The sequence below is a fragment of the Marinobacterium profundum genome, assembly GCF_001528745.1.
Lineage (GTDB): Bacteria > Pseudomonadota > Gammaproteobacteria > Pseudomonadales > Balneatricaceae > Marinobacterium_A > Marinobacterium_A profundum.
This window is the reverse complement of record NZ_BCNS01000111.1, coordinates 19,322-41,272: the sequence shown is the minus strand read 5'-3', so window position 1 is coordinate 41,272 and position 21,951 is coordinate 19,322. Positions and strand designations below refer to the sequence as shown.

Sequence of the window (21,951 nt, the reverse complement as noted above, 5' to 3'; positions counted from 1 at the left end):
GGCTGCGAAGCACCAACGAAAAGGCGCCCGTGTTTTGCACGGGCGCCTTTTTTGCAGGGGATTGTTAAAGTCAGCGTCTTGCGAGGCGCGCGCCGGCTTTTTCTGCAGCCTTATTTTTCAACGAAGGCGCGTTCGATCACGTAGTGGCTCTGTTCGCCATGGCGTGATTCGCTGAAACCCCAGTCATTCAGAATGTCACAGGTTTCCTTCAGCATGCTCGGGCTGCCGCAGATCATGAAGCGGTCATCCTCAAGATTAGGTTGTGGCAGGCCCAGGTCGCTGAACAGCTTGCCGCTGCGCATCAGGTCGGTCAGGCGACCCTGATTACGGAAGGATTCGCGGGTGACCGTTGGGTAGTACAGCAGCTTCTCGCGGATTTCCTCGCCGAAAAATTCGTTGTTCGGCAGTTCTTCCAGTATGGTCTGCTGATAGGCCAGCTCCGATACCGAGCGTACGCCGTGGGTCAGAATCACGCGGTCGTAGCGATCATAGATTTCGGGGTCGCGGATAATGCTCATAAAGGGTGCAAGACCGGTACCTGTGCTGAGCAGATACAGGTTGCGCCCGGGCAGCAGGTGGTCGGCCACCAGAGTGCCAGTCGGCTTGCGGCTGATAAGCACCTCGTCACCCACCTGCAGACGCTGCAGGTGGGAGGTCAGTGGGCCGTCCTGTACCTTGATGCTGAAGAATTCCATTTCGTCTTCGTAGTTGGCACTGGCAATACTGTAGGCGCGCATCAGCGGGCGGCCTTCGAGCTCAAGTCCGATCATGGTGAAATGGCCGTTCTTGAAGCGAAAACCCGGATCACGGGTAGTGGTGAAGCTGAACAGTGTTTCGTTCCAGTGGTGTACGGCGGTAACCGTTTCGCGATTGTGATTGCTCATGCTGCCTTGTCCTTCACCCTGTGGTGATGCTTATAACTTAATGATTGCAAGATTACCTCTATCTATAACCATTTGTAAAAATGGATTTATCAATAACCTTTATCGGTTTTAGCGATTATGAAGTACACCCTGCGTCAACTTCAGGTGTTTCTGGCCGCGGCTCACAGCCAAAACATCACCCGTGCGGCCGAGGAGCTGGCGATGTCGCAGTCTGCCGCCAGCGGTGCTCTGCGTGAGCTCGAAACCCACTTTGATATCCAGCTGTTCGACCGTGTCGGCAAGCGACTGCAGCTGAATGAGCTGGGACGCCTGCTGCAGCCCAGGGTCGAGGCGCTGCTGGCCCAGGCGCTAGAGCTGGAGACGGCGCTGTTGCAGCACGCCGAGGCGGGGCCGCTCAAAGTGGGCGCCACCCTGAGTATCGGTAATTACCTGGCCGTGGAGATCATGGCGCGTTACATGACGGACCATCCCGATGCGAGGGTCACGCTGGATGTCGAGAACACCGCCGCCATCGCCGACAAGGTGCGCAACTTCGAGCTGGATATCGGCCTGGTGGAAGGTGAAGTCCAGCACGCGGATCTCGAAGTCATTCCCTGGCGCGAGGATGAGCTGGTTGTGTTCTGCGGTGCGAGTCATCCGCTTGCCCGTGAAGGTGCGCTCAGTGATACGCAGCTGCTGGCGGTGCCCTGGATACTGCGTGAAGCCGGCTCAGGTACGCGCCAGGCGTTTGATCGTGCGCTCTATGGTCTGATGCCGCAGATGCATATTTTGCTGGAGCTGCAGCACACTGAAGCGATCAAACGGGCGGTGCAGGCAGGGCTTGGCGTTGGTTGCCTGTCCAGGGTGACGCTGGAAGATGCCTTTAGTCGCGGCGATCTGGTACCGCTGGAGGTGCCGGGGCGAGACTTCAGGCGCTTGTTTTACTTTGTCATGCATCGGCAGAAATACCGCAGTGCGGGCCTGGTGCGCTGGATTCAGTTATGTCGCGAGGCCTGAGGGTCTCGGTGGCGCTGACATGAGTTCGTAACACGGGCGTGCTACAAAGCGCCTTTTAGGCAGATCTCGACGGATTCATCTTCATGTGGCAGATTTTTGTGCAGTTCCTGATGCTGGGCTGCGTCAGTTTTGGTGGCCCTGCCGCCCATATTGGTTACTTTCGCCATCACTTTGTACAGCGCCTGGGCTGGATGGATGAGCGCAGTTTTGCCGAGCTGCTGGCGCTGTGCCAGTTTCTGCCGGGGCCGGCGTCCAGTCAGCTGGGCTTCGCCATTGGTTATCAGCGCGCAGGTACATTGGGTGGTTTCTGCGCCTTTTTGGGGTTTACGTTACCCTCAGTGCTGTTGATGCTTTGCCTGGCCGCAGGTGGTGGCTGGCTGCTGGATCAGGCCTGGTTCGATTCTGTACTGCATGCTTTGAAGCTGCTGGCGCTGGTGGTGGTAGCCGATGCTCTTTGGGGCATGGCGCGGTCTTTCTGCAATGGCCGGCTTGTGCTGGCTATCGGGCTGTTCGGCGCCATGGTGGCGTTGCTGCAGCCGGGTATAGGCCCGCAGCTGGCGGTGCTGGTGCTGGCCGCGGCGCTCGGTGCCGTTATGCTGCGAAGCGTGGCTGCGCCCGCTCAGACGGAGGCTAAGGTGCCAGTGCCTGAATCCAAAATACCGCGCAGGCACCGCTGGGCACTGGTGCTCTTTATAGGTCTGCTGGCGTTGTCATGGTGGGCTCGCGAGTCAGCTCTGGCGACGGTTGCGGCAGACTTCTTTCAAACCGGCAGTCTGGTGTTTGGCGGTGGCCACGTGGTGTTGCCCTTATTGCAGGCGCAGCTGGGCGCGGATCTGGCGTCATCGCAGTTTTTGCTCGGTTACGCCGCTGCCCAGGCCGTGCCGGGCCCCATGTTTACCCTGGCGACCTTTCTGGGATACGAGCTTGCGCCGCAAGCGCCAGTGCTGGGGGCGCTGCTGGCAACCCTGGCTGTGTTTCTGCCTGGATTCCTGTTGCTGATTGCCGTGCTGCCCGATTGGCAGCGCTGGGTGGCCAGGCCCGCGCTTGCCGGGGCCGTTGCGGGTGTTAATGCGGTGGTGGTGGGCTTGTTGCTGGCGGCGCTGTATCAGCCGGTGTTTGTCAGTGCCGTCACCGGCGGGCGAGATCTGGCGCTGGCGCTGGCCGGGCTCTATCTGTTGCGCGGCTTGGGGCTGGGGGTCATTGCCCTGGTGCCGCTGGCGATCATCACGGGCCTGCTCCTGCTCTGATAGGGTGTTTTAGGGGCGAGGCGGGTTGCTCCCGGCCGCGGTGGCGCGCGCAAGAAAACGATCGAGCTGGTTGGCAAAGGCCTGTCGGTCGGTGTTGCCCAGGGTTGCAGGCCCGCCGGTCTGAACGCCGGAACTGCGCAGGCTTTCCATAAAGTCCCGCATCGACAGGCGCTGGCGGATGTTTTCCTTGGTATAGAGCTCGCCTCTGGGGTTGAGCGCCCAGGCGTTGTTGTCGATGACCTCGGCCGCCAGCGGAATGTCGGCGGTAATGACCAGATCGCCGGGCTGCAGTTTGCTGACGATGGTGTTATCGGCGACATCAAAACCGCTGGCCACCTGTATTGAATCAATCAAACTGCCGGGTGGTGTGCTCATGAACTGGTTGGCGACCAGTGTCATTCGCGTATGGGTGCGCTGTGCAGCCCGAAACAGAATGTCCTTGATCATTTTGGGACAGGCGTCGGCGTCGACCCAGATATGCATAGTAAGTTTCCTGTCAGCGGTGAAGAATTGAGCCAGTATGGTCGTCATTATCCGACGTTATCCTGCCTTGGTGGTAGTGCATTTATCCGCTTGATCACCGATCATGGCGTTTTGCTGTAGTCGCTGAGCGGCCGATATATACCCCAAGGAGTTTCTGATGGACGATCTTTTGCCCGAGCTGTGTGACCATTTTGAAGAGCTGGTACAGGTAGTTGAGCCCATGTTCGGCAGCTTTGGCGGCCGTGGTGCCTTCGGTGGCGAGATCGTCACCATCAAGGCGTTTGAGGATAATTCCAGGGTGCGCGAACAGGTTGCGCTGCCCGGGGAGGGCAAGGTGCTGGTTGTCGATGGTGGTGGCTCCATGCGCCGCGCCATGCTGGGCGACATGCTGGCCGAGAAGGCGGCGGATAATGGCTGGGAAGGCATCGTGATATATGGCTGCATCCGCGACGTTAACGCCATCGCCGATCTGGATCTGGGCGTACAGGCGCTTGGCAGTCATCCGCTAAAAACCGAGAAACGGGGGCTGGGGGATGTCAATGTACCGGTCACCTTTGGCGGCGTAACCTTCCGTCCGGGAGAATATGTTTACGGTGACAATAACGGTCTGTTGGTGAGCCCGCAGAAGCTCGAGTTGCCGCAGGACTGATTTTCACCCAGGGCGTCTGCAGCCTGCTGCTGGCGCCCATGCCCTCCGTTTGCGCCTGCTCTCTGCTATGTTCGCCGTCTACGTCTGTCCGCTGTCTACACTGGGGGTGTTCATGCTGAATTCAACAACCGGGTGCATGCTGATGTCTGTGACGGTTTTACCTGGCGCGGGTCTCGCGGTTCGGACAATGGGAGGCATGTGAATGAAAACGGCTGATGTTCTGGTGATAGGTGCGGGCCCCTGCGGTCTGTTTCAGGTGTTCGAGCTGGGCCTGCTGGGGCTCAGCGCCATAGTGGTGGAGGCACTTGAGCAGCCCGGAGGCCAGTGTGCCGAGCTCTATCCTCAAAAACCCATTTTCGATATCCCCGCCATTCCCGAAATCAGCGGTGCCCAGCTGACGCAAAATCTGCTGCGTCAGATCGCACCCTTCAAGGCGCAGTTCTGTTTTGGTGAGCGTATTGAGCAGCTTGAGCCGCGGGGCGAGCGGTTCTGGCTGCGTGGCGACAAAGGCTCCGAGTTTGATGTGGCCGCCGTGGTGATCGCAGCCGGTGCCGGTGCCTTTCAGCCGGTGCGCCTCAAGCTGGAGGGGATCGAGGCGCTCGAAGGTGATCAGCTGTTCTATGCCGTAAAGGATAGGGCCCAGTTTCAGGATAAGGATCTGCTGGTTCTGGGTGGGGGTGACTCGGCGCTGGACTGGGTCATGGCACTGGTGCCTGAGGCTCGCTCAGTGGTTCTGGTGCACCGATCCGAGCGCTTTCGGGCCCAGCCTGCACTGGTGGAAAAGATGCAGGCACTGTGCGAGCAGGGGCGCATGCGCTTTGTCGCGGGGCGGGCAAGCGATTATCGCTGCTCTGATGGGCGCCTCACGGCGGTTGAGCTGACCGACAGTGAAGGGTGCACCCATTGGCAGGAAGTTGATTGTCTGCTGGTGTTCTTTGGCATGGTGCCAAACCCTGGGCCTGTAAAAGACTGGGGCCTGGCGATGGATGCCAATCAGCTGCAGGTGGATACCGAGCGCTTTGAAACCTCGCTGCCTGGCGTATTCGCCATCGGTGATATCAACAGCTATCCCGGCAAGAAAAAGCTGATTTTGAGCGGATTTCATGAAGCGGCGCTGGCTGCCTTTGCCATCAAGTCGCGACTGGAGCCCGGCAAGAAGGTACATCTGCAGTACACCACCACCAGTCCGTTGCTGCGTCGGCGCCTGGGCGTGGACACTGATTTTTGACTTAGCCTGTTTTGCTGATCAGTTGTTGCTGCATCTGGGGGCTGTTGAGCATGTCGGCCAGGCTGTATTGGGCCAGGCTTGCCATAAAGGCACGCTGGGCTTCGGCCAGAGCGCTTTGAAGGTTGCAGATGCCCGCCAGGCGGCAAGGCTGCGACTCACAATCAATCAGCGGGCTGGTGCCCTCGCTCTGACCCACAATGGCGCCGAGGTTGATGTCGGCAGGCGCCAAGTTTAGTTTGAGTCCGCCGTTTTTTCCGCGATAGGTTTTAAGGTGTCCGCTTTTGGAGAGCGCATGCACCACCTTGCGCAGGTGTTCCACCGATATCTGGTAGAAGTCTGCAATCTCGTGCAGGGTCGTCAGACGCTCGTTATTGATGGCGACATAAAACAGTACCCGCAGGGTGTAGTCCGTAAAGCGGCTCAGTTGCATGGTGCTATCCTGAAAAATGTTTTCCAAATATACGTTGGGTGACCACTGGGCTGCAACCTTGCGCCGGCCGAAGCATTGCTGCATTCTTTGCCGCCTTGGGACTAGATGGGGTTGCTGTTGTGTATAAACTGCTGATTTTCGATTGGGATGGAACCGTCATCGATTCTGCTGCTCGAATCATCTCGAGCATGCAGCGTTCGGCACTGGATCTTGGGCTGGAGCCACTGGATGCTGAGGCAGTCCGCAATATTATCGGGCTGGGGCTGCCCGAGGCGATACGGGCACTGATACCTGGTATTGATGCTGCGGGCATCGAGGGCATGCGCGAGCGCTATGCCCATTACTATGTCACCGGCGATGATACGCCCACTCATCTGTTTGCCGGCGCCCGCAGCAGTCTGGAAAGCTTGCACCGCAAAGGCTATCGGCTGGCGGTGGCGACTGGCAAGAATCGCCACGGGCTGGATCGGGTATTTGCACAGACCGGGCTCGGCAGTCTGTTCGAGCTGTCGCGCTGCGCTGATGAAACCACCTCCAAGCCAGATCCGCACATGCTGCATGAGATACTGCAGCAAGCGGGGGTTGATGTGTCTGAGGCGCTGATGGTGGGTGATACCGAGTATGATCTGGAAATGGGTCATAGAATCGGTATGGGGACTGTGGCCGTGAGCTATGGCGCTCACCATATAGACCGGCTCAAGCCCTGGCGGCCGGTGCTGGAGATCGACAATTTTCCGGAGCTGGAACGCTGGCTCGACGAACAGACATTATCCTGACAGGAGCACTTTGTGGCCGATAATCCCTGGGACGAAAAAATGGATGACAAGTTGCAAGCGACCGTAGACAAGGCGCAGGACGGCAGCAAGCGTGAATGGCGCCTTATCGAAAAATTGCTGATGGGGCTGCACGCCGAGCAGCGCCGTAGCCGACGCTGGGGTATTTTCTTCAAGCTGCTGACTTTTGGCTACCTGTTCGGAATTCTTGCGATCTTCCTGGTGGGCAAGGATCTGGGGCACGAGGTGCTGACCAAAGAGCACACGGCCATCATTGATGTGCGCGGCCCCATCGCCGATGGTGAAGAGGCCAGTGCCGACAATATAGTCGGGGCTCTGCGTGCGGCCTTCAAGGAGCCGAAGTCCCAGGCTGTGATCATGCGCATTAACAGTCCTGGCGGCAGTCCGGTGCAGTCGGGCTATGTGTATGATGAAATCAAGCGCCTGCGCGGGCTCTATCCGCAGAAGAAACTCTATGCCGTGATCAGCGATATAGGCGCTTCGGGGGCCTACTATATGGCGGCGGCGGCGGATGAGATTTACGCCGACAAGGCGAGTCTGGTCGGCTCCATTGGCGTGACCTCGGCGGGCTTTGGCTTTGTGGAGTTGATTGACAAACTCGGCGTTGAGCGCCGTTCGCTGGTCTCCGGTGAACACAAGGCGTTCCTAGATCCGTTCAGTCCGCTGAAAGACAGCGAACGGCGTTTTTGGGAAGAAGTGCTGGGCACCACTCATCAGCAGTTTATTGATCAGGTGCGTGCGGGGCGCGGTGATCGGCTCAAAGATGATGACCGTCTCTTCAGTGGTCTGATCTGGACCGGTGAGCAGGCGTTGAAGCTGGGGCTCATTGATGGGCTTGGCAACAGCAGCATGGTTGCGCGGGATATTGTCGGGCAGGAGGAGCTGGTTAAATACGGCTCCAAGCTTTCAGCTCTGGAGAAGCTAATCGACCGACTCGGGGTGAGCGTTTCCAGGTCCCTGGCCACAGAGCTCGGCCTGGGGAGTATGGGCACGCTGCGCTAAGCGAATATAGAACGGCATAGATAAGAAAGGGAGGCTTAGGTCTCCCTTTTTGCGTGACGGCGTTTTACAACACCTGAACACCGGCATTTTCCAGCATCCGTACCAGGCGGATTAGCGGCAAGCCGATCAGGCTGTTGGGGTCGTCGCCCTCCAAACGCTCAAAGAGCGCGATGCCAAGCCCTTCGGCCTTGAAACTGCCAGCGCACTGATAGGGCTCTTCTCGATCCAGGTAACGTTCGATCTGTTGCTCGCTGAGAGCGCGAAAATGGACACGAAAGTCGATCGCATCGATCTGACTGTGCTGGCTGTTGCTGTTCAGCAGGCACAGGCCGGTGACAAAGCGCAGGCTGCGACCCGATGCGCGCAGCAGTTGGGCGCGGGCCTTGTCGCGCGTTAGGGGCTTGCCGATAATGTCGCCATCAAGCACGGCGACCTGGTCGGAGCCAATAATGAGGGCATTAGGCGTTGTTCTGGCGATGGCGCGGGCCTTCTCCAGTGCCAGGCGCCGCACCAGGTCTTCGGCATGCTCGCCGGGCTGTGGGCTTTCATCAATATCGGGGCTGATGCATTCATAGGGGAGCTGTAATTTGTCGAGAAGGGCGCGTCTGTAGACGGAACTCGAGGCCAGGATCAGTTTATTCATCAGTGAATGCCATTTCAGCGTTACAGGGGGTTCTATACGTCGTAGAATACCAACCCGAATTAATCATGTGGAAGCCCTCTGTTTTTCTTTGACAGTCAGGGGTTTGCACCCTAGAATTGCGCGCTTATGTCGTACGGACCATTACCGAAAAAAGTTGACCCGCGAAAGCTTGCCGAACGGGAAGTACGTATTCAGGGGCTTGCCAGTCTGAATGGAATGCCACGCTTGTCGTCTTACCTCGTTGAGGAAGAAGGCGATATCATTGTGGATCTTCTGTTTTCACTGGACCCTCAACGAATCCGTACAGTTTCGGGCAATGCACAAGGCAGGGTCCACATGACGTGTCAGCGCTGTCTGGAGTCCGTCGAGATTGATGTTGAGGCCAGCTTTAATCTGGCAGTCGCGCCCAGCGAGGAAGTGGCTAAAACATTGCCACGTCATTATGATCCGCTGATCGTTGAGGACGAAGACATCGAACTCTGGTCTGTCGTGGAGGAGGAGTTGATTCTTAACCTTCCGGTAGTGCCTTTTCATGTCGACTGTAGTATTCAGACCTCTTTCGGGGAAATCGCCCCAGAAGATGGGAAGTCAAAAAAACCTAACCCGTTCAGTGTATTGGCCAAGCTGAAGGCCGACGCTGACAAGAGTTGAACTAGGAGTTATCTCACCATGGCAGTACAGAAGAACAAAAAGTCCCGGTCTAAGCGTGACATGCGTCGTTCCCATGACGCTCTGGGCACCCCGAGTCTTTCTGTTGAAGCCACCACTGGCGAAACTCATATGCGTCACCACGTGAGCGCCGATGGTTTTTACCGTGGTCGTCAGGTTATCAACAAGCAGGACGAAATCTAAGCTTGTCCGGCTTTTGTACCATTGCGATTGATGCGATGGGCGGGGACTTCGGTCCCCGCGTTACGGTTCCCGCCACCGTTGAGGCGCTTGAACGATACCCCGGTCTGACCATTAAGCTGGTTGGCCAGGCTGATACTTTTACCCCCTATTTGCAAAATCTTCCCGCATCCGTGCGCGAGCGGCTGCAGCCTGTTCAGGCTGATGGCGTTATTGCCATGGATGAAAAGCCGTCCCATGCGTTACGCAAAGGTCAGAACAGCTCCCTTAGTGTTGCCCTGCAGCTGGTTGCTGATGGTCAGGCGAATGCCTGTGTCAGTGCCGGCAATACAGGCGCGCTGATGGTGATTGGGCGACATCTGCTGCGGATGCTGGAGGGGATAGATAGGCCGGCTATAGTGACGGCGGTGCCCACGCTTGAGGGGCACTGCTATATGCTCGATCTGGGCGCCAATGTTGACTGCTGTGCCGAGCATTTGCTGCAGTTTGCCATCATGGGCTCTGTCATGACTCAGGCGGTCGATGCTATTGCTGCCCCCCGTGTTGGCTTGCTGAATATTGGTCAGGAAGCGATCAAGGGCAATGAGCAGGTCAAGCTGGCGTCCGCGCTGATCGAGGCGCATGGTCGCCTGAACTATATCGGCTATATCGAGGGCGACGATATTTTCGCAGGCAAGGCCGATGTGGTGGTGTGTGACGGTTTTGTCGGCAATATTGCGCTCAAAAGCAGTGAGGGTGTATCGCGTCTGGTGGCGAGCCGGTTGAGTGCGGCCTTTGGGCGTACCTGGTATAGGCGTCTGCTGGCCTGGCTGGCGCAGCCAATACTGCGTGAGCTTGGGCAGCAGCTGGATCCGTCGCGGCGTAACGGTGCCAGTCTGCTCGGGCTCCAGGGAATAGTGGTCAAGAGCCATGGCGGTGCTGATCGTGCCTGTTTTGGCTTTGCTATTGACGAGGCTGTGGCCGAGATAAAGATGGATGTGCCGCGCCGAATCAGCGAGCAGCTTGCTGCATCCCTGATCTGAGTGCCTATACTGAGTCTCGATACGCCGTTTTAAGGCGCTTTGCAGGGCGGTTCGGCCTGCCAAGGTTCGCGTATTAATGTAAACTACGGCTCCATTATGCCCCTAGGGCGGTCATCGCAATTAGATTGCAAAGATGAGGAATCCATGTCGCAAGCGCTTGCTTTTGTTTTCCCCGGACAGGGTTCCCAGCATCTTGGTATGCTGGCTGAACTTGCCGAACAGTATCCCGTTATTCAGGAGACCTTTGCCGAGGCGTCCGAGGCGCTGGGGTATGACCTCTGGGCGCTGGTGCAGCAGGGCCCTGAAGAAGAATTGAATAATACCGAAGTTACCCAGCCTGCATTGCTCAGTGCTGCTGTGGCGCTGTGGCGCCTGTGGCAGCAGCGTGGCGGTGCTACGCCTGCGCTGATGGCCGGTCATAGCCTGGGTGAGTACAGTGCCCTGGTGTGTGCAGGTGTACTTGGCTTCGCCGATGGCGTGCGTCTGGTGCAGTTGCGTGGTCGCCTGATGCAGCAGGCCGTGCCTGCTGGTACGGGCGCCATGGCGGCCATTCTCGGGCTGGATGATGCGGCTATAGCCGTGGCCTGCGAGAGCGCAGCTCAGGGGCAGGTGGTATCTCCGGTCAATTTCAACTGCCCAGGTCAGGTGGTGATCGCCGGTGAAAAAGCTGCCGTTGAGCGTGCGATGGAAGCCTGTAAGGCTGCTGGCGCCAAACGGGCGATTCCGTTACCGGTGAGTGTGCCATCCCACTGTGCGCTTATGCGCCCGGCGGCAGCAGGTATGGCGCCTGTACTGGCCGATATTGTCCTGCAGGCGCCGCAAATTCCGGTGCTGCAGAATGTGGATGCGGCTGTTCCGGCTACCCTTGAGCAGATCAGGGAGAATTTGCTGGCGCAGCTCTACAGTCCGGTGCTCTGGACGCGCACTGTTCAGGCCATGGTGGATGCCGGTGCTGAAACCGTGGTGGAATGCGGCCCCGGCAAGGTGTTGTCCGGCCTGAACAAGAAGGTGCATAAAGCACTCAATGTGGTTGCGATCAACGAACCTGCAGGCCTTGCCAAGGCGCTGGGCGAATAAATATCGATAAGGGACAGCAGATGAGTATCGAAGGTAAAGTGGCGCTGGTGACCGGTGCTACCCGTGGTATCGGCAAGGCAATTGCTCATGAGTTGGGCGGTCAGGGTGCCATAGTAGTGGGTACGGCAACCAGCGAGTCGGGTGCGCAAACCATTAGCGCCTACCTCGGTGAAGCCGGCTTCAAAGGCGCTGGCATGGTGCTGGATGTCTCCAGTGCTGAGTCCGTTGAGCAGGTGATTAAGCGTATTCAGGAAGAATTTGGCGCTGTGCAAATTCTCGTCAATAATGCTGGTATCACCCGTGATAATATACTGATGCGCATGAAAGAAGACGAGTGGGATTCGGTTTTGAATACCAATCTCACCTCGGTTTATCGTGTCGTCAAGGCGTGCCTGCGTGGCATGACCAAAGCGCGCTGGGGTCGTATCGTCAGTGTCAGTTCAGTGGTCGCGTCCATGGGCAATGCGGGGCAGGTGAACTATGCTGCTGCCAAGTCCGGCATGGAAGGCTTTACCCGCGCCCTGGCGCGTGAGGTAGGTTCACGCAATATTACGGTTAACTGTGTCGCGCCGGGCTTTATCGATACCGACATGACCAGTGGTCTGGCAGATGAGCACAAGGCGCATTTGCAGGCACAAATTCCAATGAATCGTCTCGGTCAGCCCGAGGAGATCGCTGCCGTGGTGGGCTTTCTGGCCGGCCAGGGGGGCGCCTATGTCACAGGCGAGACAATCCAGGTCAATGGCGGGATGTACATGGCCTGATTTCGACTTCTGTCACAAAGAATTGTTTTTTCCGGCAATTTGTTGATAATTGGCCGTCAGTTTACGGTGATAATAAACGCTGTCACGCTTGCTAGGGCATGGCGGTATCTATAAAATCCCGATTCGCATCACAGGGTGCACGGGTTGAAAAGAATATAGGAAGAGTTATGAGCAACATTGAAGAGCGCGTAAAGAAAATCATCGCAGAACAGCTGGGCGTTAAAGGCGACGAAGTGACCAACGAAGCCTCTTTCGTTGAAGATCTTGGCGCTGACTCTCTGGACACGGTAGAGCTGGTTATGGCTCTGGAAGAAGAGTTCGAAACTGAGATTCCTGACGAAGAAGCTGAAAAAATCACCACCGTACAGCTGGCAATCGATTACATCACCACGCACCAGTAATCGATACGTTTAAGAACAAGTGAAAAGCCGCATCTATCGCAGTATAGTGCGGCTTTTCTTTTTTACGGCCAGAGTAACTGGAGGATCGCAATGTCTCGCAGGAGAGTGGTGGTTACCGGCATCGGAATGCTGACACCGGTGGGGAATACGGTTAAAGAAACCTGGGACAACATCCTTGCTGGCAAAAGTGGCGCAGCTCCGATTGACCACTTCGACGCATCTGCGTTTGCGACACGCTTCTCAGCCCCTGTGAAGGGGTTTGATGTTAGCCAGTACATGAGTGTTAAAGACGCCCGCAAAATGGACCTGTTCATCCAGTACGGCATGGCAGCCGCGACTCAGGCGATTGACGACTCTGGTCTGGAAGTGAACGACGAAAATTCACACCGCATCGGATGTGCGGTGGGCTCGGGCATCGGTGGTCTGTCGATGATCGAGAAAAACCACGATATTTTGAACGAAGGCGGCCCGCGCCGCATATCGCCGTTTTTTGTGCCGGGCAGCATTATTAACATGATTGCCGGCAATCTGGCGATCAAGTACGGCCTGCGCGGCCCGAACATTGCCATCACCACGGCCTGCACCACGGGCACGCACAACATTGGTCATGCCATGCGCATGATTCAATACGGCGATGCGGACGTGATGGTTGCCGGTGGTGCCGAAATGGCCAATACCCCGCTGGGTATCGGTGGTTTTGCCGCTGCCCGTGCGCTTTCTACCCGTAATGACGACCCGACGGCGGCAAGCCGTCCCTGGGACCGCGACCGTGACGGCTTCGTGCTGGGCGACGGTGCCGGTATTGTGGTACTGGAAGAGTACGAATACGCCAAGGCTCGCGGGGCGCGGATTTATGCAGAAATCGTGGGCTTTGGCATGAGTGATGATGCCTTCCACATGACTGCGCCGCCAGTGTCCGGTGAGGGCGCCGCCCGTGCGATGGAAAATACTCTGCGTGATGCGGGTATGAATCCGGATGAGCTGCACTACATCAATGCCCACGGTACTTCGACGCCGGCGGGTGATGTGGCGGAATCCAACGCCGCCAAACGCGTGCTCGGCAGTTCAGCTTCTGTCGTGCGCATGAGTTCAACCAAATCGATGGTCGGACATTTGCTGGGTGCGGCTGGTGCGGTAGAGGCAATTTTCTGCCTGTTGGCCATCCGTGACCAAGTGGCGCCGCCCACCATCAACCTGGACAACCCGTCCGAAGGTTGCGATCTCAACTATGTGCCCAATGTGGCCCAGGAATGCCGGATAGACACTGCGCTGTCCAATTCCTTCGGTTTTGGCGGCACGAACGGCACTCTTGCGTTTCGCAAGATTTGATCCGCAGTCGCGCGTTCCTGTCCTGCGGGTCAGGGGCGCCGTCTGTGCCTGTCTATGACTAAGTCCCCCTTCATGCTGATCAACGGCGTTGCCACCGATACAGTCGCGGTAACTGATCGCGGTCTGGCCTATGGCGATGGTCTGTTCGAAACCGTACAGTTGCGTGCGGGGCGTCCGCTGTTACTGGATTTGCACCTTGAACGTCTGCGCAGCGGTTGCGAGCGTCTGGCGATCGATACTCGAACGCTGTTTGTCGATTTGCAGCAGGATCTGCAACGCCTCAAAAGCCTGTGTCCCATGCAGAGTTTCGGTGTGCTCAAAATCTTGGTGACTCGCGGTGCAGGCGGGCGCGGATACCTGCCCCAGGCCGGTATGACGCCGACGCGTATTCTGATGCTCTCCGTTATGCCGGAATATCCGCACAGTCCTGCTCAGGTCGGCGTGCGGGTGCGCTGGTGTGACATGGCCCTGGCGCTAAGCCCGCGGCTGGCGGGTATCAAGCATCTGAACCGGCTGGAGCAGGTGCTGGCGCGCAGTGAGTGGGACGATCCTTATATTCGCGAAGGCTTGTTGTGTGACACTGAGGGTTTTGTGGTGGAAGGCACCATGAGCAACCTGCTCTGGGTCCGCGGTTCACGCCTCTATGCGCCACTGCTGGATCGCTGTGGTGTGGCGGGCGTGGTGCGCGGGCGCCTGTTGCAGCTGGCCGTTGCCGCCGGAATTGAAGTGGTGGAAGGGCGCTTTGGCAAAATTGAATTTGAGCAGGCGGATGAAGTCATGCTGTGTAACAGCCTGATCGATATCTGGCCGGTGGTCACACTGGGCGCGCGGCACTGGTCGGTGGGTCCGGTTACTCGACAGCTGCAATCGCTGCTAGCAAAGGATTATCTTGCGTGTTGAAAAAATCTATAAGCCTGGTGGCCGTCGGCGCCTTTCTGGTTCTGCTGCTGAGCGCCATTGGCTGGCAACGAATCAATGCCTATATTGATAGTCCGCTGCCGGTGGATGAGTCCCGCACGCTGCTGATTGAGCGGGGACAGGGGTTTAATCAGATCGTTGCCGATCTTGAGGCTGCAAGTCTGGTGCAGCGGCCGATATTTCTGCGCATTTATGCTCGTATTAACGGCCTGGCCCACAGTGTCAAAGCCGGTGAATACGAGGTAGAGCCGGGTCTGACCCTGCGCGGTCTAATGCAGAAAATGATCGATGGTGACACCCTGCGTCACTTCTTCACCGTCGTGGAGGGCACCACCTTCGCGCAGTTGCGTGAGCAGTTGGCGGCCAACAGGGTGTTGTTGCAGACTCTGGGCGAACTGGACGACAGCGAAGTCATGGCGCAGCTGGATGAGCCGGATAAGCACCCTGAAGGCATGTTCCTGGCTGAAACCTACCAATTCCTGCGGGGCATGTCGGATCTGGATCTGTTGCGTCGCGCCCGTACCTCGCTGGATGAAGCCCTGGCCCAGGCCTGGGAAGATCGTGCGTCTGAGCTGCCCTATGATTCTGCGTACGAAGCGCTGACCATGGCCTCGATCATCGAAAAGGAAACCGCGGTGGCGCAGGAGCGTCCGCGCATCAGTGGAGTCTTCGTGCGTCGGCTGCAGCAGGGCATGCGGCTGCAAACCGATCCGACGGTGATCTATGGCATGGGGGCTGAGTACAAGGGTAATTTGCGCCGTTCTGATTTGTTGAAAAAAACGCCCTATAACACCTATGCGATCGAAGGGCTGCCGCCCACGCCTATTGCAATGGTGGGAAAGGACGCCATCGAGGCGGCGCTTAACCCGGAAGCGGGCCCCTGGCTGTTTTTTGTGGCAAAGGGAGACGGCAGTCATCATTTCTCGGCCCGTCTGTCCGAGCATAATTCCGCCGTGCGCCGCTATCAGCTGCAGCGGCGCGAAGACTACCGCTCGACGCCGGGAGGCTGAAGCATGACTCTAATGCGAGGACGCTTTATTACCGTTGAGGGCACCGAGGGAGCTGGCAAAAGCAGCAATATCGAGTTTGTTCGCGCTGAGCTTGAGGCTCGCGGTATCGAGGTTGTGGTCAGTCGCGAGCCAGGTGGCACACCGCTGGCCGAAGAAATCCGTTCACTGCTGCTCAGTCCGCGGGATGAGCGCGTTTGTGAGGATGCCGAGCTGTTGCTGATGTTTGCCGCCCGTGCCCAGCATATTGCTGCGCTGATCAAGCCTGCGTTGGCACGCGGTACTTGGGTGCTCTGTGATCGCTTTACCGATGCGACCTTTGCCTATCAGGGCGGCGGTCGCGGTGTTGATGTGCAGCGTATCCGCACGCTGGAATCGCTGGTGCAGGGCGCGCTGCGCCCGGATTGCACCTTCCTGCTGGACTTGCCGGTGGAGCTGGGGCTGGAACGGGCCCGCAAGCGATCACAACCGGATCGGTTTGAACAGGAAAAACAGGCATTTTTCGAGCGCGTGCGCGCAAGCTACCTGCAGCGGGTCGAGGCCGAACCCGAGCGCTTTGCCGTTATCAATGCTGCGCTGGACATGGAGCAGGTGCGCCAGCAGTTATTGCCCCATCTGGACCGTCTGCAGGCGCTTCGCCATGGATGAGGTTGCCGTTCGGCGCAGCGCGGAGATCTACCCCTGGCTGCGGGAGCGCTGGGAGTACTTCACTCGTCTGCACAAACAGCAGCGTCTGCCCCACGCTCTGATGCTCAATGGCCCTGTGGGGATTGGCAAGCGGGACTTTGCCCAGGCGCTGTCACGCTATTTGCTGTGCCAGAGGCCTGGTGATGAGGCCGCCTGTGGTGCTTGTCGCAGCTGCGTGCTGTTTGACAGCGGTGGCCATCCGGACCTGTTCCAGCTCAGCCCGGAGGAGGCCGGCAAGCCCATCAAGGTGCAGCAGGTGCGTGATCTCACCGGCTTTTTGCACAGCACGGCGCAGCAAGGCGGATATCGAGTGGTGATTCTGGAGCCTGCTGAGGCGATGAATGCGTCATCCGCCAATGCCCTGCTTAAAACGCTGGAGGAGCCCGGGCGCGATACCATACTGTTGCTGGTGACGCATCGTTTGGGGCAGGTGATGCCAACGATTCGCAGTCGCTGTCAGCGGGCCGACTGTCATCTGCCGGAGTCGGATCAGGCGCAGGCCTGGTTATGTGCGCAATTGAATATTGAGCCGCAGAAGGCCCAGCAGCTGCTGAGTATCTGTCTGGGGTCGCCGTTGCGCGCTCGCGAGTATATCGAGCAGGACCTGATGGCGCTGCGACGTAAATTTATCGAGGGTCTGGGCGATATTCTAAAACAGCGTCGTTCGGCGCTGGAGGTCGCGCAACAGCTGGCCAAAGAAGATCTGGAGCTTTTGCTGGGATGGTTGTATGGTTGGCTTTTAGATATTGTGCGGGTTCTGGGAACGGGTGATGAAAGTTGTTTACGTCATCTGGACGCAAATAATATGTTGCTGGCTGTATCGCGCAAAGCCGATGCTCAGACCGTATATGCACTTTCTGACCTGGTTCATACCGAACGGGTCAGCCTGATGCAGCGCTTGAACCCCAACCGTCAATTGCTGCTGGAGCGGATATTGTTGCGTTGGTCTGCGCTGGTTAGATGAAACTGAGTAGGAGCTTAGCTCGATGTCCTTAGTGCCGCGCATCAGTCATGGTATTTTATCCTTGGCTATAGAAACCAAGGAAGATCTATACAAGGCCTTTATGCCGTTTGTTACCAATGGCGGCCTGTTTATTCCTACGCCCAGGGCTTATCAGCTCGGCGAGGAAGTCTTCATGCTGTTGAGCCTGATGGAAGAGCCGGACAAGCTGCCGGTCACCGGCAAGGTTATCTGGGTAACGCCCAGGGTTGCTCAGGGCGGCCGTGTACCGGGTATCGGTATACAGCTGTCGCCTGACGATAATACCCTTGTGCGAAAGGTAGAAACCTATCTTGCCGGTACTCTTAATTCCGGGCGCCGCACGCACTCTCTGTAAAATCATTTCTCCCGAGCCTATTTCGTCTGATGTTTATTGATTCACACTGCCATCTCGACAAGATTGACCTTGCGCCCTACGACAACGATTTCGATGCCATGCTGGCGGCCACCCGTGCCAGTCAGGTCGGTACTCTGCTTAGCGTTTCGGTGAGCATGCAGGACTTCCCCGCACTTTATAAAAGTATCGAGCCCTACGAGGGTATATATGCCTCCGTCGGTGTGCATCCGCTGCATTCAGATGAAGGTCTGGTGGAGGTCGAGGCTCTGGTGCGAGAAGCCGCGCGGGACAAGGTCATCGCCATCGGCGAGTCTGGTCTGGATTACTTTTACAGCGCAGAGTCTGCCGAGCTGCAAAAGGCGAGCTTTGTGAAGCATCTGCAGGCGAGCGCTCAGACCGGGCTGCCGCTGATCGTGCATACGAGGGATGCCCGTGCGGACACTCTGGCTCTGATTGAAGAGCACGGTGACCCTGGTGTGGCCGGCGTGCTGCACTGCTTTACTGAAAGCTGGGAAATGGCGGCGGCGGCGATGGAGATGAATTACTTCATTTCGTTTTCGGGCATCGTGACTTTTCGCAATGCTGAAGACCTGCGTGATGTCGTGCGCAAAATGCCCCTGGAGCGACTGCTAATCGAAACCGATTCGCCTTATCTGGCGCCGGTGCCGCACCGTGGCAAAAAAAATGAGCCGCGCTTTGTATGCGAAGTGGCCCGTTGTATTGCCGATATCCGAGGTGTTTCTGTAGAAGAAATTGCCGCCGCCTCGAGTGAGAATTTTTATCGCTTGTTTCGTCGTGCCGCCAGAGTTCCATTATCGAACTGAGCTGTTTTAACGCGTTTTAGCCGCAGTGTATTGCTGATGCCCGTATTGCCGTAGCGGCGAATTGTCTGGGCCTGCCGGGCCCCCAGTTGTGGTTTGTTATAAAAGAGTCGGGTGCGGAACTGTCATTACCCATTCGACTTTGGTATTAGTAGAGCTATATCAGACTTTACTATTCCTGCATTCCAGATTGGAGCTCCAGATGAGAAGACCAGTACGAATTGCCATTACCGGTGCGGCGGGCAGCATTGCGAATAATTTGCTGTTCAAAATTGCCGCCGGTGAAATGATGGGCAAGGATCAGCCGGTAATTTTGCAGTTGATCGAAGTGCCCCAGGCGATGGAAGCGCTGCGCGGTATTGCGATGGAGCTGGAGGATTGCGCCTATTCGCTGCTCCATACCATTACGCTGCATGACAATGTCGAAGATGGCTTCAAGAATACCCATTTTGCGTTGCTCATCGGTGCCAGGCCGCGAGGTCCTGGCATGGAGCGCAGCGACCTGCTGGAAGTCAACGCCGAGATCTTTACCCGCCAGGGGCGGGCGCTGAACAACTTCGCCAACCGCGATGTGAAAGTACTGGTGGTGGGCAATCCTGCCAATACCAATGCCCTGATCGCCAGCCGTAACGCACCGGATCTGAGCCCGTCGCAGTTTACCTCGCTGACACGTCTCGATCAGAACCGTGCCCGCGGCATTCTGGCCAACCATACCGGGGCCAGTCCTCGGGATATCCGTCGTGTCGTGATCTGGGGTAACCATTCCCCGACTCAGTACCCGGATCTGCATCAGGCGACCATTCTGGATCGCGCTGCCATGGATCAAATCAGTTTTGACTGGTATACCAGCGAATACATTCCCAAAATTCAGTTTCGCGGTGGCGAGATCATCAAGGCCCGCGGCCAGTCCAGTGCGGCCTCGGCAGCCCAGGGTGTCGTCGACCATATGCGCGACTGGGTTCTGGGCACCGAAAGCGGCGAGTTTGTCAGCATGGGTATTGTCAGTGATGGCAGTTATGGCATCGAGAAAGGCATTATCTATTCCTTCCCTGTGCGTTGTGACTATGGCCGCTACCAGATAGTGCAGGGGCTCGACATCAGTGAGTTTAGTCGTGAGCGCATGAGTGCCACCGAGGCCGAGTTGCTGGAAGAAAAGGCCATGGTGGAGCATCTTTTGCCCAGGGAAACAGCAGCTTCCCATGAGAATCTGAATATATGCCTGCGCTCGGGCGTGACCCTGTACGCCGACGGCACCGGGCCTGATGGTGCAAGCAAATACCTTACGACCAATAGAATCGGATGATCTAGGAGGCTGTCCGACAGGTTGCTGACGCCAGCGCCCGCCTGATGCTCACAGAGTATGAGGCGGGCGCTTTTTTGTGGGCTGGCACAAGCGATCCTTGAAACAGGGTCAATAGTCAGGGTGACGCAGAAGGAGTACTGTAAGGCCTTAGCGCAGCGCGCAGGATTGCTTCCATGCGGCTGTGCATTTAACAAAATCAGGGACACCTATGTCTGCGTTACGCGTGCGATACCAAACTCTGGAGTTTGGTGGTGTCGATATTCATATCCGTTCCCTGCGAGATAATCAGCAGTTTCTTGATGTTGATCAGATAGCTGAAAAACTGGGTATCTCATCTGCGTCATGGCCATTATTTGGTATCGTCTGGCCGTCCGGCCAGGTACTGGCGCATCTTATGTTTGATTATGACATCGCCGGCAAGCGCATTCTGGAGGTGGGCTGCGGTATCGGGCTGGCCAGTCTGGTGCTGAATCATCGTCAGGCGGATATTACCGCAACCGATTATCATCCCGAAGTGGCTGCTTTTCTCGGTGCTAATGTGTTATTGAATGCAGGGCGTAGCATTCCCTTTGTACGTACCGGGTGGGGTGATCCACAGTCGCTGCTGGGTAAGTTTGACCTTATAGTGGGGAGCGACCTGCTGTATGAGCATGAGCATGTGGATATGCTGGCCGGTTTTATCAATCAGCATGCCGCGCCGAGCTGTGCCGTGGTACTGGTGGATCCTGGCCGTGGCAACCATGCCCGTTTTAGCAAGAAAATGATCAGCCTGGGTTACAGTCACAGTCAGGCGGCACCGGTGACGGTGGATTATCTGCCACAACCGTTTCGTGGTCAGGTATTGAGCTATAGGCGTTAGTTCCACGCGCTTCCTGGTGTGTGCTTTGTGCTTCTGCCTGTTGCGATCGGGCGCTGACGACTAAAGTTGTAGTATTCGACAGCGTTAGCCTTGAGCGGGCGGGAGGCGACTATGATCTTTGAGCAGGTTGCAACGGGGGGCTGTCAGTCCTATCTGGTGGGTTGTAGCGACACTTGTTCGGCGGTGTTAATTGATCCCGAGATTAGCCAGGTCGATCGTTATCTTGCTATCGCTGCCCGGGACGGGCTGCGCATTCATTACGTGATCGACACCCATACCCACGCCGACCACTTCTCTGCCACGCACACAATTGCGCAGCTGCTCAAGGTACCGGTCGTAATGCACCGGGACAGCCCGGCTCCTTTTGCTGACCTGCGGCTGCAGGATGCTGATCTGCTGCGCGTCGGTAATTTGCGTCTGCAAGCGCTGCATACCCCCGGTCATACGGCGGATTCCATGTGCCTGCTGCTGGAAGATCGCATCTTTACCGGGGATACCCTGCTGATTGGCGGAACCGGGCGCACCGATCTGCCCTCGGGTGATCCTTCTGCGCTCTATGACAGCCTGTTTAACGGCATCCTGAAGCTGGATCCGTCGTTGCGCCTGTTCCCGGCCCATGATTACAAGGCGCGCGGCTCAAGTACTATCGCAGAGGAGCTGGCGAACAATCCGCGGTTGCAGCGGACCGAACGAGCGGCCTTTATCGAGATGATGGAACATCTGGATTTGAATGCCCCCACGCACCTCACCGAAGCGCTGCGTACCAATATGAGTGGCGGCAAGAGTGTGGCGCAACTGCTAGCTGAGGCGGCCGCCAAAACGCCATTTGTTTCGCTGCCTGAGCTGCGTGCCCGCATCGTTGCCGGCAGTGCCGATCTGATTGTGCTGGATGTGCGCGAGCGTGATGCCTTTGATGCAGGTCATGTGCCGGGTGCCATGAATCTGCCGCGGGGGCAGCTGGAGTTGCGGGTCAATGATGCGCTGCCAGATCCGACCCGCCGTATCGTGACCCTGTGTCAGTTTGGCAAGATCTCGACGCTGGCGGCAGCGACCCTGCGTGAGCTCGGTTTTTTGCGCACCTCGGCGCTGGATGGCGGCATGGCGGCCTGGAAAGAAGCGGGTTACCCGCTGGAGAAAACGCGCTGAAATTCCGGCTGCGCGATTGTGGTTGCGGCTGGGTAGAAAGTGGTGAGCGGTTGCGGTGCTTGAGGAGGTGGGGGA

The 21,951-nt window shown here is 57.4% G+C and carries 26 protein-coding genes; 22 read left to right on the top strand and 4 right to left on the bottom strand.

Translation table 11 applies throughout. The features are described 5' to 3' along the window. Positions 1-110 precede the first annotated feature (110 nt). A complete protein-coding gene (locus MPRO_RS11800; RefSeq protein ID WP_067292337.1) occupies positions 111-884 on the bottom strand; it encodes a ferredoxin--NADP reductase in 774 nt (257 codons plus the stop codon). 117 nt (positions 885-1,001) lie between these two features. Between MPRO_RS11800 and MPRO_RS11795 the strand changes: the two genes are divergently transcribed. Together MPRO_RS11795 and chrA are read left to right on the top strand one after the other, a co-directional pair. Beyond that, entirely contained in the window at positions 1,002-1,880 is an 879-nt protein-coding gene (locus MPRO_RS11795; protein WP_067292333.1) for a LysR family transcriptional regulator, read from the top strand. A gap of 83 nt (positions 1,881-1,963) precedes the next feature. Next, positions 1,964-3,127 (top strand): chromate efflux transporter, encoded by a 1,164-nt coding sequence (chrA, locus tag MPRO_RS11790; RefSeq protein WP_067292330.1) that lies wholly within the window; start codon positions 1,964-1,966, stop codon positions 3,125-3,127. Between the two features lie 9 nt (positions 3,128-3,136). On the opposite strand, the gene MPRO_RS11785 is transcribed toward chrA, so the two are convergent. After that, positions 3,137-3,610, bottom strand: coding sequence for a YaiI/YqxD family protein (locus MPRO_RS11785; protein WP_067292327.1), 474 nt, complete (start codon positions 3,608-3,610; stop codon positions 3,137-3,139). 157 nt (positions 3,611-3,767) lie between these two features. Between MPRO_RS11785 and MPRO_RS11780 the strand changes: the two genes are divergently transcribed. Further along, complete coding sequence (locus MPRO_RS11780) at positions 3,768-4,259, top strand: putative 4-hydroxy-4-methyl-2-oxoglutarate aldolase (protein WP_067292323.1); 492 nt, start codon at positions 3,768-3,770, stop codon at positions 4,257-4,259. 202 nt (positions 4,260-4,461) lie between these two features. Next, a complete protein-coding gene (locus MPRO_RS11775; protein WP_067292319.1) occupies positions 4,462-5,487 on the top strand; it encodes an NAD(P)/FAD-dependent oxidoreductase in 1,026 nt (341 codons plus the stop codon). A gap of 1 nt (position 5,488) precedes the next feature. Here the strand turns inward: MPRO_RS11775 and MPRO_RS11770 are convergent, their stop codons facing one another. Continuing rightward, positions 5,489-5,917, bottom strand: coding sequence for an RrF2 family transcriptional regulator (locus MPRO_RS11770; protein WP_067292381.1), 429 nt, complete (start codon positions 5,915-5,917; stop codon positions 5,489-5,491). Between the two features lie 119 nt (positions 5,918-6,036). Here MPRO_RS11770 and MPRO_RS11765 point away from each other — a divergent pair, with 119 nt between their 5' ends. Then, positions 6,037-6,693, top strand: coding sequence for an HAD family hydrolase (locus MPRO_RS11765; protein WP_067292316.1), 657 nt, complete (start codon positions 6,037-6,039; stop codon positions 6,691-6,693). Positions 6,694-6,705: 12 nt separating this feature from the next. Next, positions 6,706-7,713, top strand: coding sequence for a S49 family peptidase (locus MPRO_RS11760; RefSeq protein ID WP_067292312.1), 1,008 nt, complete (start codon positions 6,706-6,708; stop codon positions 7,711-7,713). A gap of 64 nt (positions 7,714-7,777) precedes the next feature. Here MPRO_RS11760 and MPRO_RS11755 read toward each other — a convergent pair whose 3' ends face one another. Then, positions 7,778-8,356, bottom strand: coding sequence for a Maf family protein (locus tag MPRO_RS11755; RefSeq protein ID WP_067292309.1), 579 nt, complete (start codon positions 8,354-8,356; stop codon positions 7,778-7,780). A gap of 126 nt (positions 8,357-8,482) precedes the next feature. Between MPRO_RS11755 and MPRO_RS11750 the strand changes: the two genes are divergently transcribed. The 16 genes from MPRO_RS11750 to MPRO_RS11675 all read left to right on the top strand — a co-directional run bounded on the left by MPRO_RS11750 (position 8,483) and on the right by MPRO_RS11675 (position 21,876). Then, a complete protein-coding gene (locus MPRO_RS11750; protein ID WP_067292307.1) occupies positions 8,483-9,007 on the top strand; it encodes a YceD family protein in 525 nt (174 codons plus the stop codon). An 18-nt stretch (positions 9,008-9,025) separates the two neighbouring features. After that, a complete protein-coding gene (gene rpmF, locus MPRO_RS11745; protein WP_067292304.1) occupies positions 9,026-9,208 on the top strand; it encodes a 50S ribosomal protein L32 in 183 nt (60 codons plus the stop codon). A gap of 2 nt (positions 9,209-9,210) precedes the next feature. Further along, a complete protein-coding gene (gene plsX, locus MPRO_RS11740) occupies positions 9,211-10,227 on the top strand; it encodes a phosphate acyltransferase PlsX (RefSeq protein ID WP_082708692.1) in 1,017 nt (338 codons plus the stop codon). A 144-nt stretch (positions 10,228-10,371) separates the two neighbouring features. Continuing rightward, positions 10,372-11,304, top strand: coding sequence for an ACP S-malonyltransferase (fabD, locus tag MPRO_RS11735; RefSeq protein ID WP_067292300.1), 933 nt, complete (start codon positions 10,372-10,374; stop codon positions 11,302-11,304). Between the two features lie 20 nt (positions 11,305-11,324). Further along, complete coding sequence (gene fabG / locus MPRO_RS11730; protein ID WP_067292297.1) at positions 11,325-12,068, top strand: 3-oxoacyl-ACP reductase FabG; 744 nt, start codon at positions 11,325-11,327, stop codon at positions 12,066-12,068. 167 nt (positions 12,069-12,235) lie between these two features. Beyond that, a complete protein-coding gene (gene acpP / locus MPRO_RS11725) occupies positions 12,236-12,469 on the top strand; it encodes an acyl carrier protein (RefSeq protein ID WP_067292294.1) in 234 nt (77 codons plus the stop codon). Positions 12,470-12,559: 90 nt separating this feature from the next. Beyond that, positions 12,560-13,798 (top strand): beta-ketoacyl-ACP synthase II, encoded by a 1,239-nt coding sequence (gene fabF, locus MPRO_RS11720; protein ID WP_067292291.1) that lies wholly within the window; start codon positions 12,560-12,562, stop codon positions 13,796-13,798. 54 nt (positions 13,799-13,852) lie between these two features. Then, a complete protein-coding gene (pabC, locus tag MPRO_RS11715; RefSeq protein WP_082708690.1) occupies positions 13,853-14,698 on the top strand; it encodes an aminodeoxychorismate lyase in 846 nt (281 codons plus the stop codon). Beyond that, positions 14,692-15,726, top strand: coding sequence for an endolytic transglycosylase MltG (gene mltG, locus MPRO_RS11710; RefSeq protein ID WP_067292288.1), 1,035 nt, complete (start codon positions 14,692-14,694; stop codon positions 15,724-15,726). The genes pabC and mltG overlap by 7 nt, the downstream gene beginning before the upstream one ends. Positions 15,727-15,729: 3 nt before the next feature. Next, the gene (tmk, locus tag MPRO_RS11705; protein ID WP_082708688.1) at positions 15,730-16,371 is read left to right on the top strand and encodes a dTMP kinase; all 642 of its coding nucleotides are present in this window, start codon (positions 15,730-15,732) and stop codon (positions 16,369-16,371) included. Continuing rightward, entirely contained in the window at positions 16,364-17,374 is a 1,011-nt protein-coding gene (locus MPRO_RS11700; protein WP_067292281.1) for a DNA polymerase III subunit delta', read from the top strand. The genes tmk and MPRO_RS11700 overlap by 8 nt, the downstream gene beginning before the upstream one ends. A gap of 22 nt (positions 17,375-17,396) precedes the next feature. Next, positions 17,397-17,747 carry a PilZ domain-containing protein gene (locus MPRO_RS11695; protein ID WP_067292278.1) on the top strand — a complete coding sequence of 117 codons (351 nt, stop codon included), beginning with the start codon at positions 17,397-17,399 and terminating at the stop codon, positions 17,745-17,747. Between the two features lie 29 nt (positions 17,748-17,776). Continuing rightward, the gene (locus MPRO_RS11690; protein WP_067292275.1) at positions 17,777-18,571 is read left to right on the top strand and encodes a TatD family hydrolase; all 795 of its coding nucleotides are present in this window, start codon (positions 17,777-17,779) and stop codon (positions 18,569-18,571) included. A gap of 199 nt (positions 18,572-18,770) precedes the next feature. Beyond that, positions 18,771-19,871: a malate dehydrogenase gene (locus MPRO_RS11685; RefSeq protein ID WP_067292271.1), complete on the top strand. Its 1,101-nt coding sequence runs from the start codon at positions 18,771-18,773 to the stop codon at positions 19,869-19,871. A 208-nt stretch (positions 19,872-20,079) separates the two neighbouring features. Continuing rightward, positions 20,080-20,730 carry a class I SAM-dependent methyltransferase gene (locus tag MPRO_RS11680; protein WP_067292268.1) on the top strand — a complete coding sequence of 217 codons (651 nt, stop codon included), beginning with the start codon at positions 20,080-20,082 and terminating at the stop codon, positions 20,728-20,730. 111 nt (positions 20,731-20,841) lie between these two features. Further along, positions 20,842-21,876 (top strand): MBL fold metallo-hydrolase, encoded by a 1,035-nt coding sequence (locus MPRO_RS11675; RefSeq protein ID WP_067292265.1) that lies wholly within the window; start codon positions 20,842-20,844, stop codon positions 21,874-21,876. Positions 21,877-21,951 lie beyond the last annotated feature (75 nt).

Coding starts and splice junctions, on each gene's coding strand:
- MPRO_RS11800 (WP_067292337.1), bottom strand. CDS start 884: ATGAGCAATCACAATCGCGAAACGGTTACCGCCGTACACCACTGGAAC.
- MPRO_RS11795 (WP_067292333.1), top strand. CDS start 1,002: ATGAAGTACACCCTGCGTCAACTTCAGGTGTTTCTGGCCGCGGCTCAC.
- chrA (WP_067292330.1), top strand. CDS start 1,964: ATGTGGCAGATTTTTGTGCAGTTCCTGATGCTGGGCTGCGTCAGTTTT.
- MPRO_RS11785 (WP_067292327.1), bottom strand. CDS start 3,610: ATGCATATCTGGGTCGACGCCGACGCCTGTCCCAAAATGATCAAGGAC.
- MPRO_RS11780 (WP_067292323.1), top strand. CDS start 3,768: ATGGACGATCTTTTGCCCGAGCTGTGTGACCATTTTGAAGAGCTGGTA.
- MPRO_RS11775 (WP_067292319.1), top strand. CDS start 4,462: ATGAAAACGGCTGATGTTCTGGTGATAGGTGCGGGCCCCTGCGGTCTG.
- MPRO_RS11770 (WP_067292381.1), bottom strand. CDS start 5,917: ATGCAACTGAGCCGCTTTACGGACTACACCCTGCGGGTACTGTTTTAT.
- MPRO_RS11755 (WP_067292309.1), bottom strand. CDS start 8,356: ATGAATAAACTGATCCTGGCCTCGAGTTCCGTCTACAGACGCGCCCTT.
- MPRO_RS11750 (WP_067292307.1), top strand. CDS start 8,483: ATGTCGTACGGACCATTACCGAAAAAAGTTGACCCGCGAAAGCTTGCC.
- rpmF (WP_067292304.1), top strand. CDS start 9,026: ATGGCAGTACAGAAGAACAAAAAGTCCCGGTCTAAGCGTGACATGCGT.
- fabD (WP_067292300.1), top strand. CDS start 10,372: ATGTCGCAAGCGCTTGCTTTTGTTTTCCCCGGACAGGGTTCCCAGCAT.
- fabG (WP_067292297.1), top strand. CDS start 11,325: ATGAGTATCGAAGGTAAAGTGGCGCTGGTGACCGGTGCTACCCGTGGT.
- acpP (WP_067292294.1), top strand. CDS start 12,236: ATGAGCAACATTGAAGAGCGCGTAAAGAAAATCATCGCAGAACAGCTG.
- fabF (WP_067292291.1), top strand. CDS start 12,560: ATGTCTCGCAGGAGAGTGGTGGTTACCGGCATCGGAATGCTGACACCG.
- pabC (WP_082708690.1), top strand. CDS start 13,853: ATGACTAAGTCCCCCTTCATGCTGATCAACGGCGTTGCCACCGATACA.
- tmk (WP_082708688.1), top strand. CDS start 15,730: ATGACTCTAATGCGAGGACGCTTTATTACCGTTGAGGGCACCGAGGGA.
- MPRO_RS11700 (WP_067292281.1), top strand. CDS start 16,364: ATGGATGAGGTTGCCGTTCGGCGCAGCGCGGAGATCTACCCCTGGCTG.
- MPRO_RS11695 (WP_067292278.1), top strand. CDS start 17,397: ATGTCCTTAGTGCCGCGCATCAGTCATGGTATTTTATCCTTGGCTATA.
- MPRO_RS11690 (WP_067292275.1), top strand. CDS start 17,777: ATGTTTATTGATTCACACTGCCATCTCGACAAGATTGACCTTGCGCCC.
- MPRO_RS11685 (WP_067292271.1), top strand. CDS start 18,771: ATGAGAAGACCAGTACGAATTGCCATTACCGGTGCGGCGGGCAGCATT.
- MPRO_RS11680 (WP_067292268.1), top strand. CDS start 20,080: ATGTCTGCGTTACGCGTGCGATACCAAACTCTGGAGTTTGGTGGTGTC.
- MPRO_RS11675 (WP_067292265.1), top strand. CDS start 20,842: ATGATCTTTGAGCAGGTTGCAACGGGGGGCTGTCAGTCCTATCTGGTG.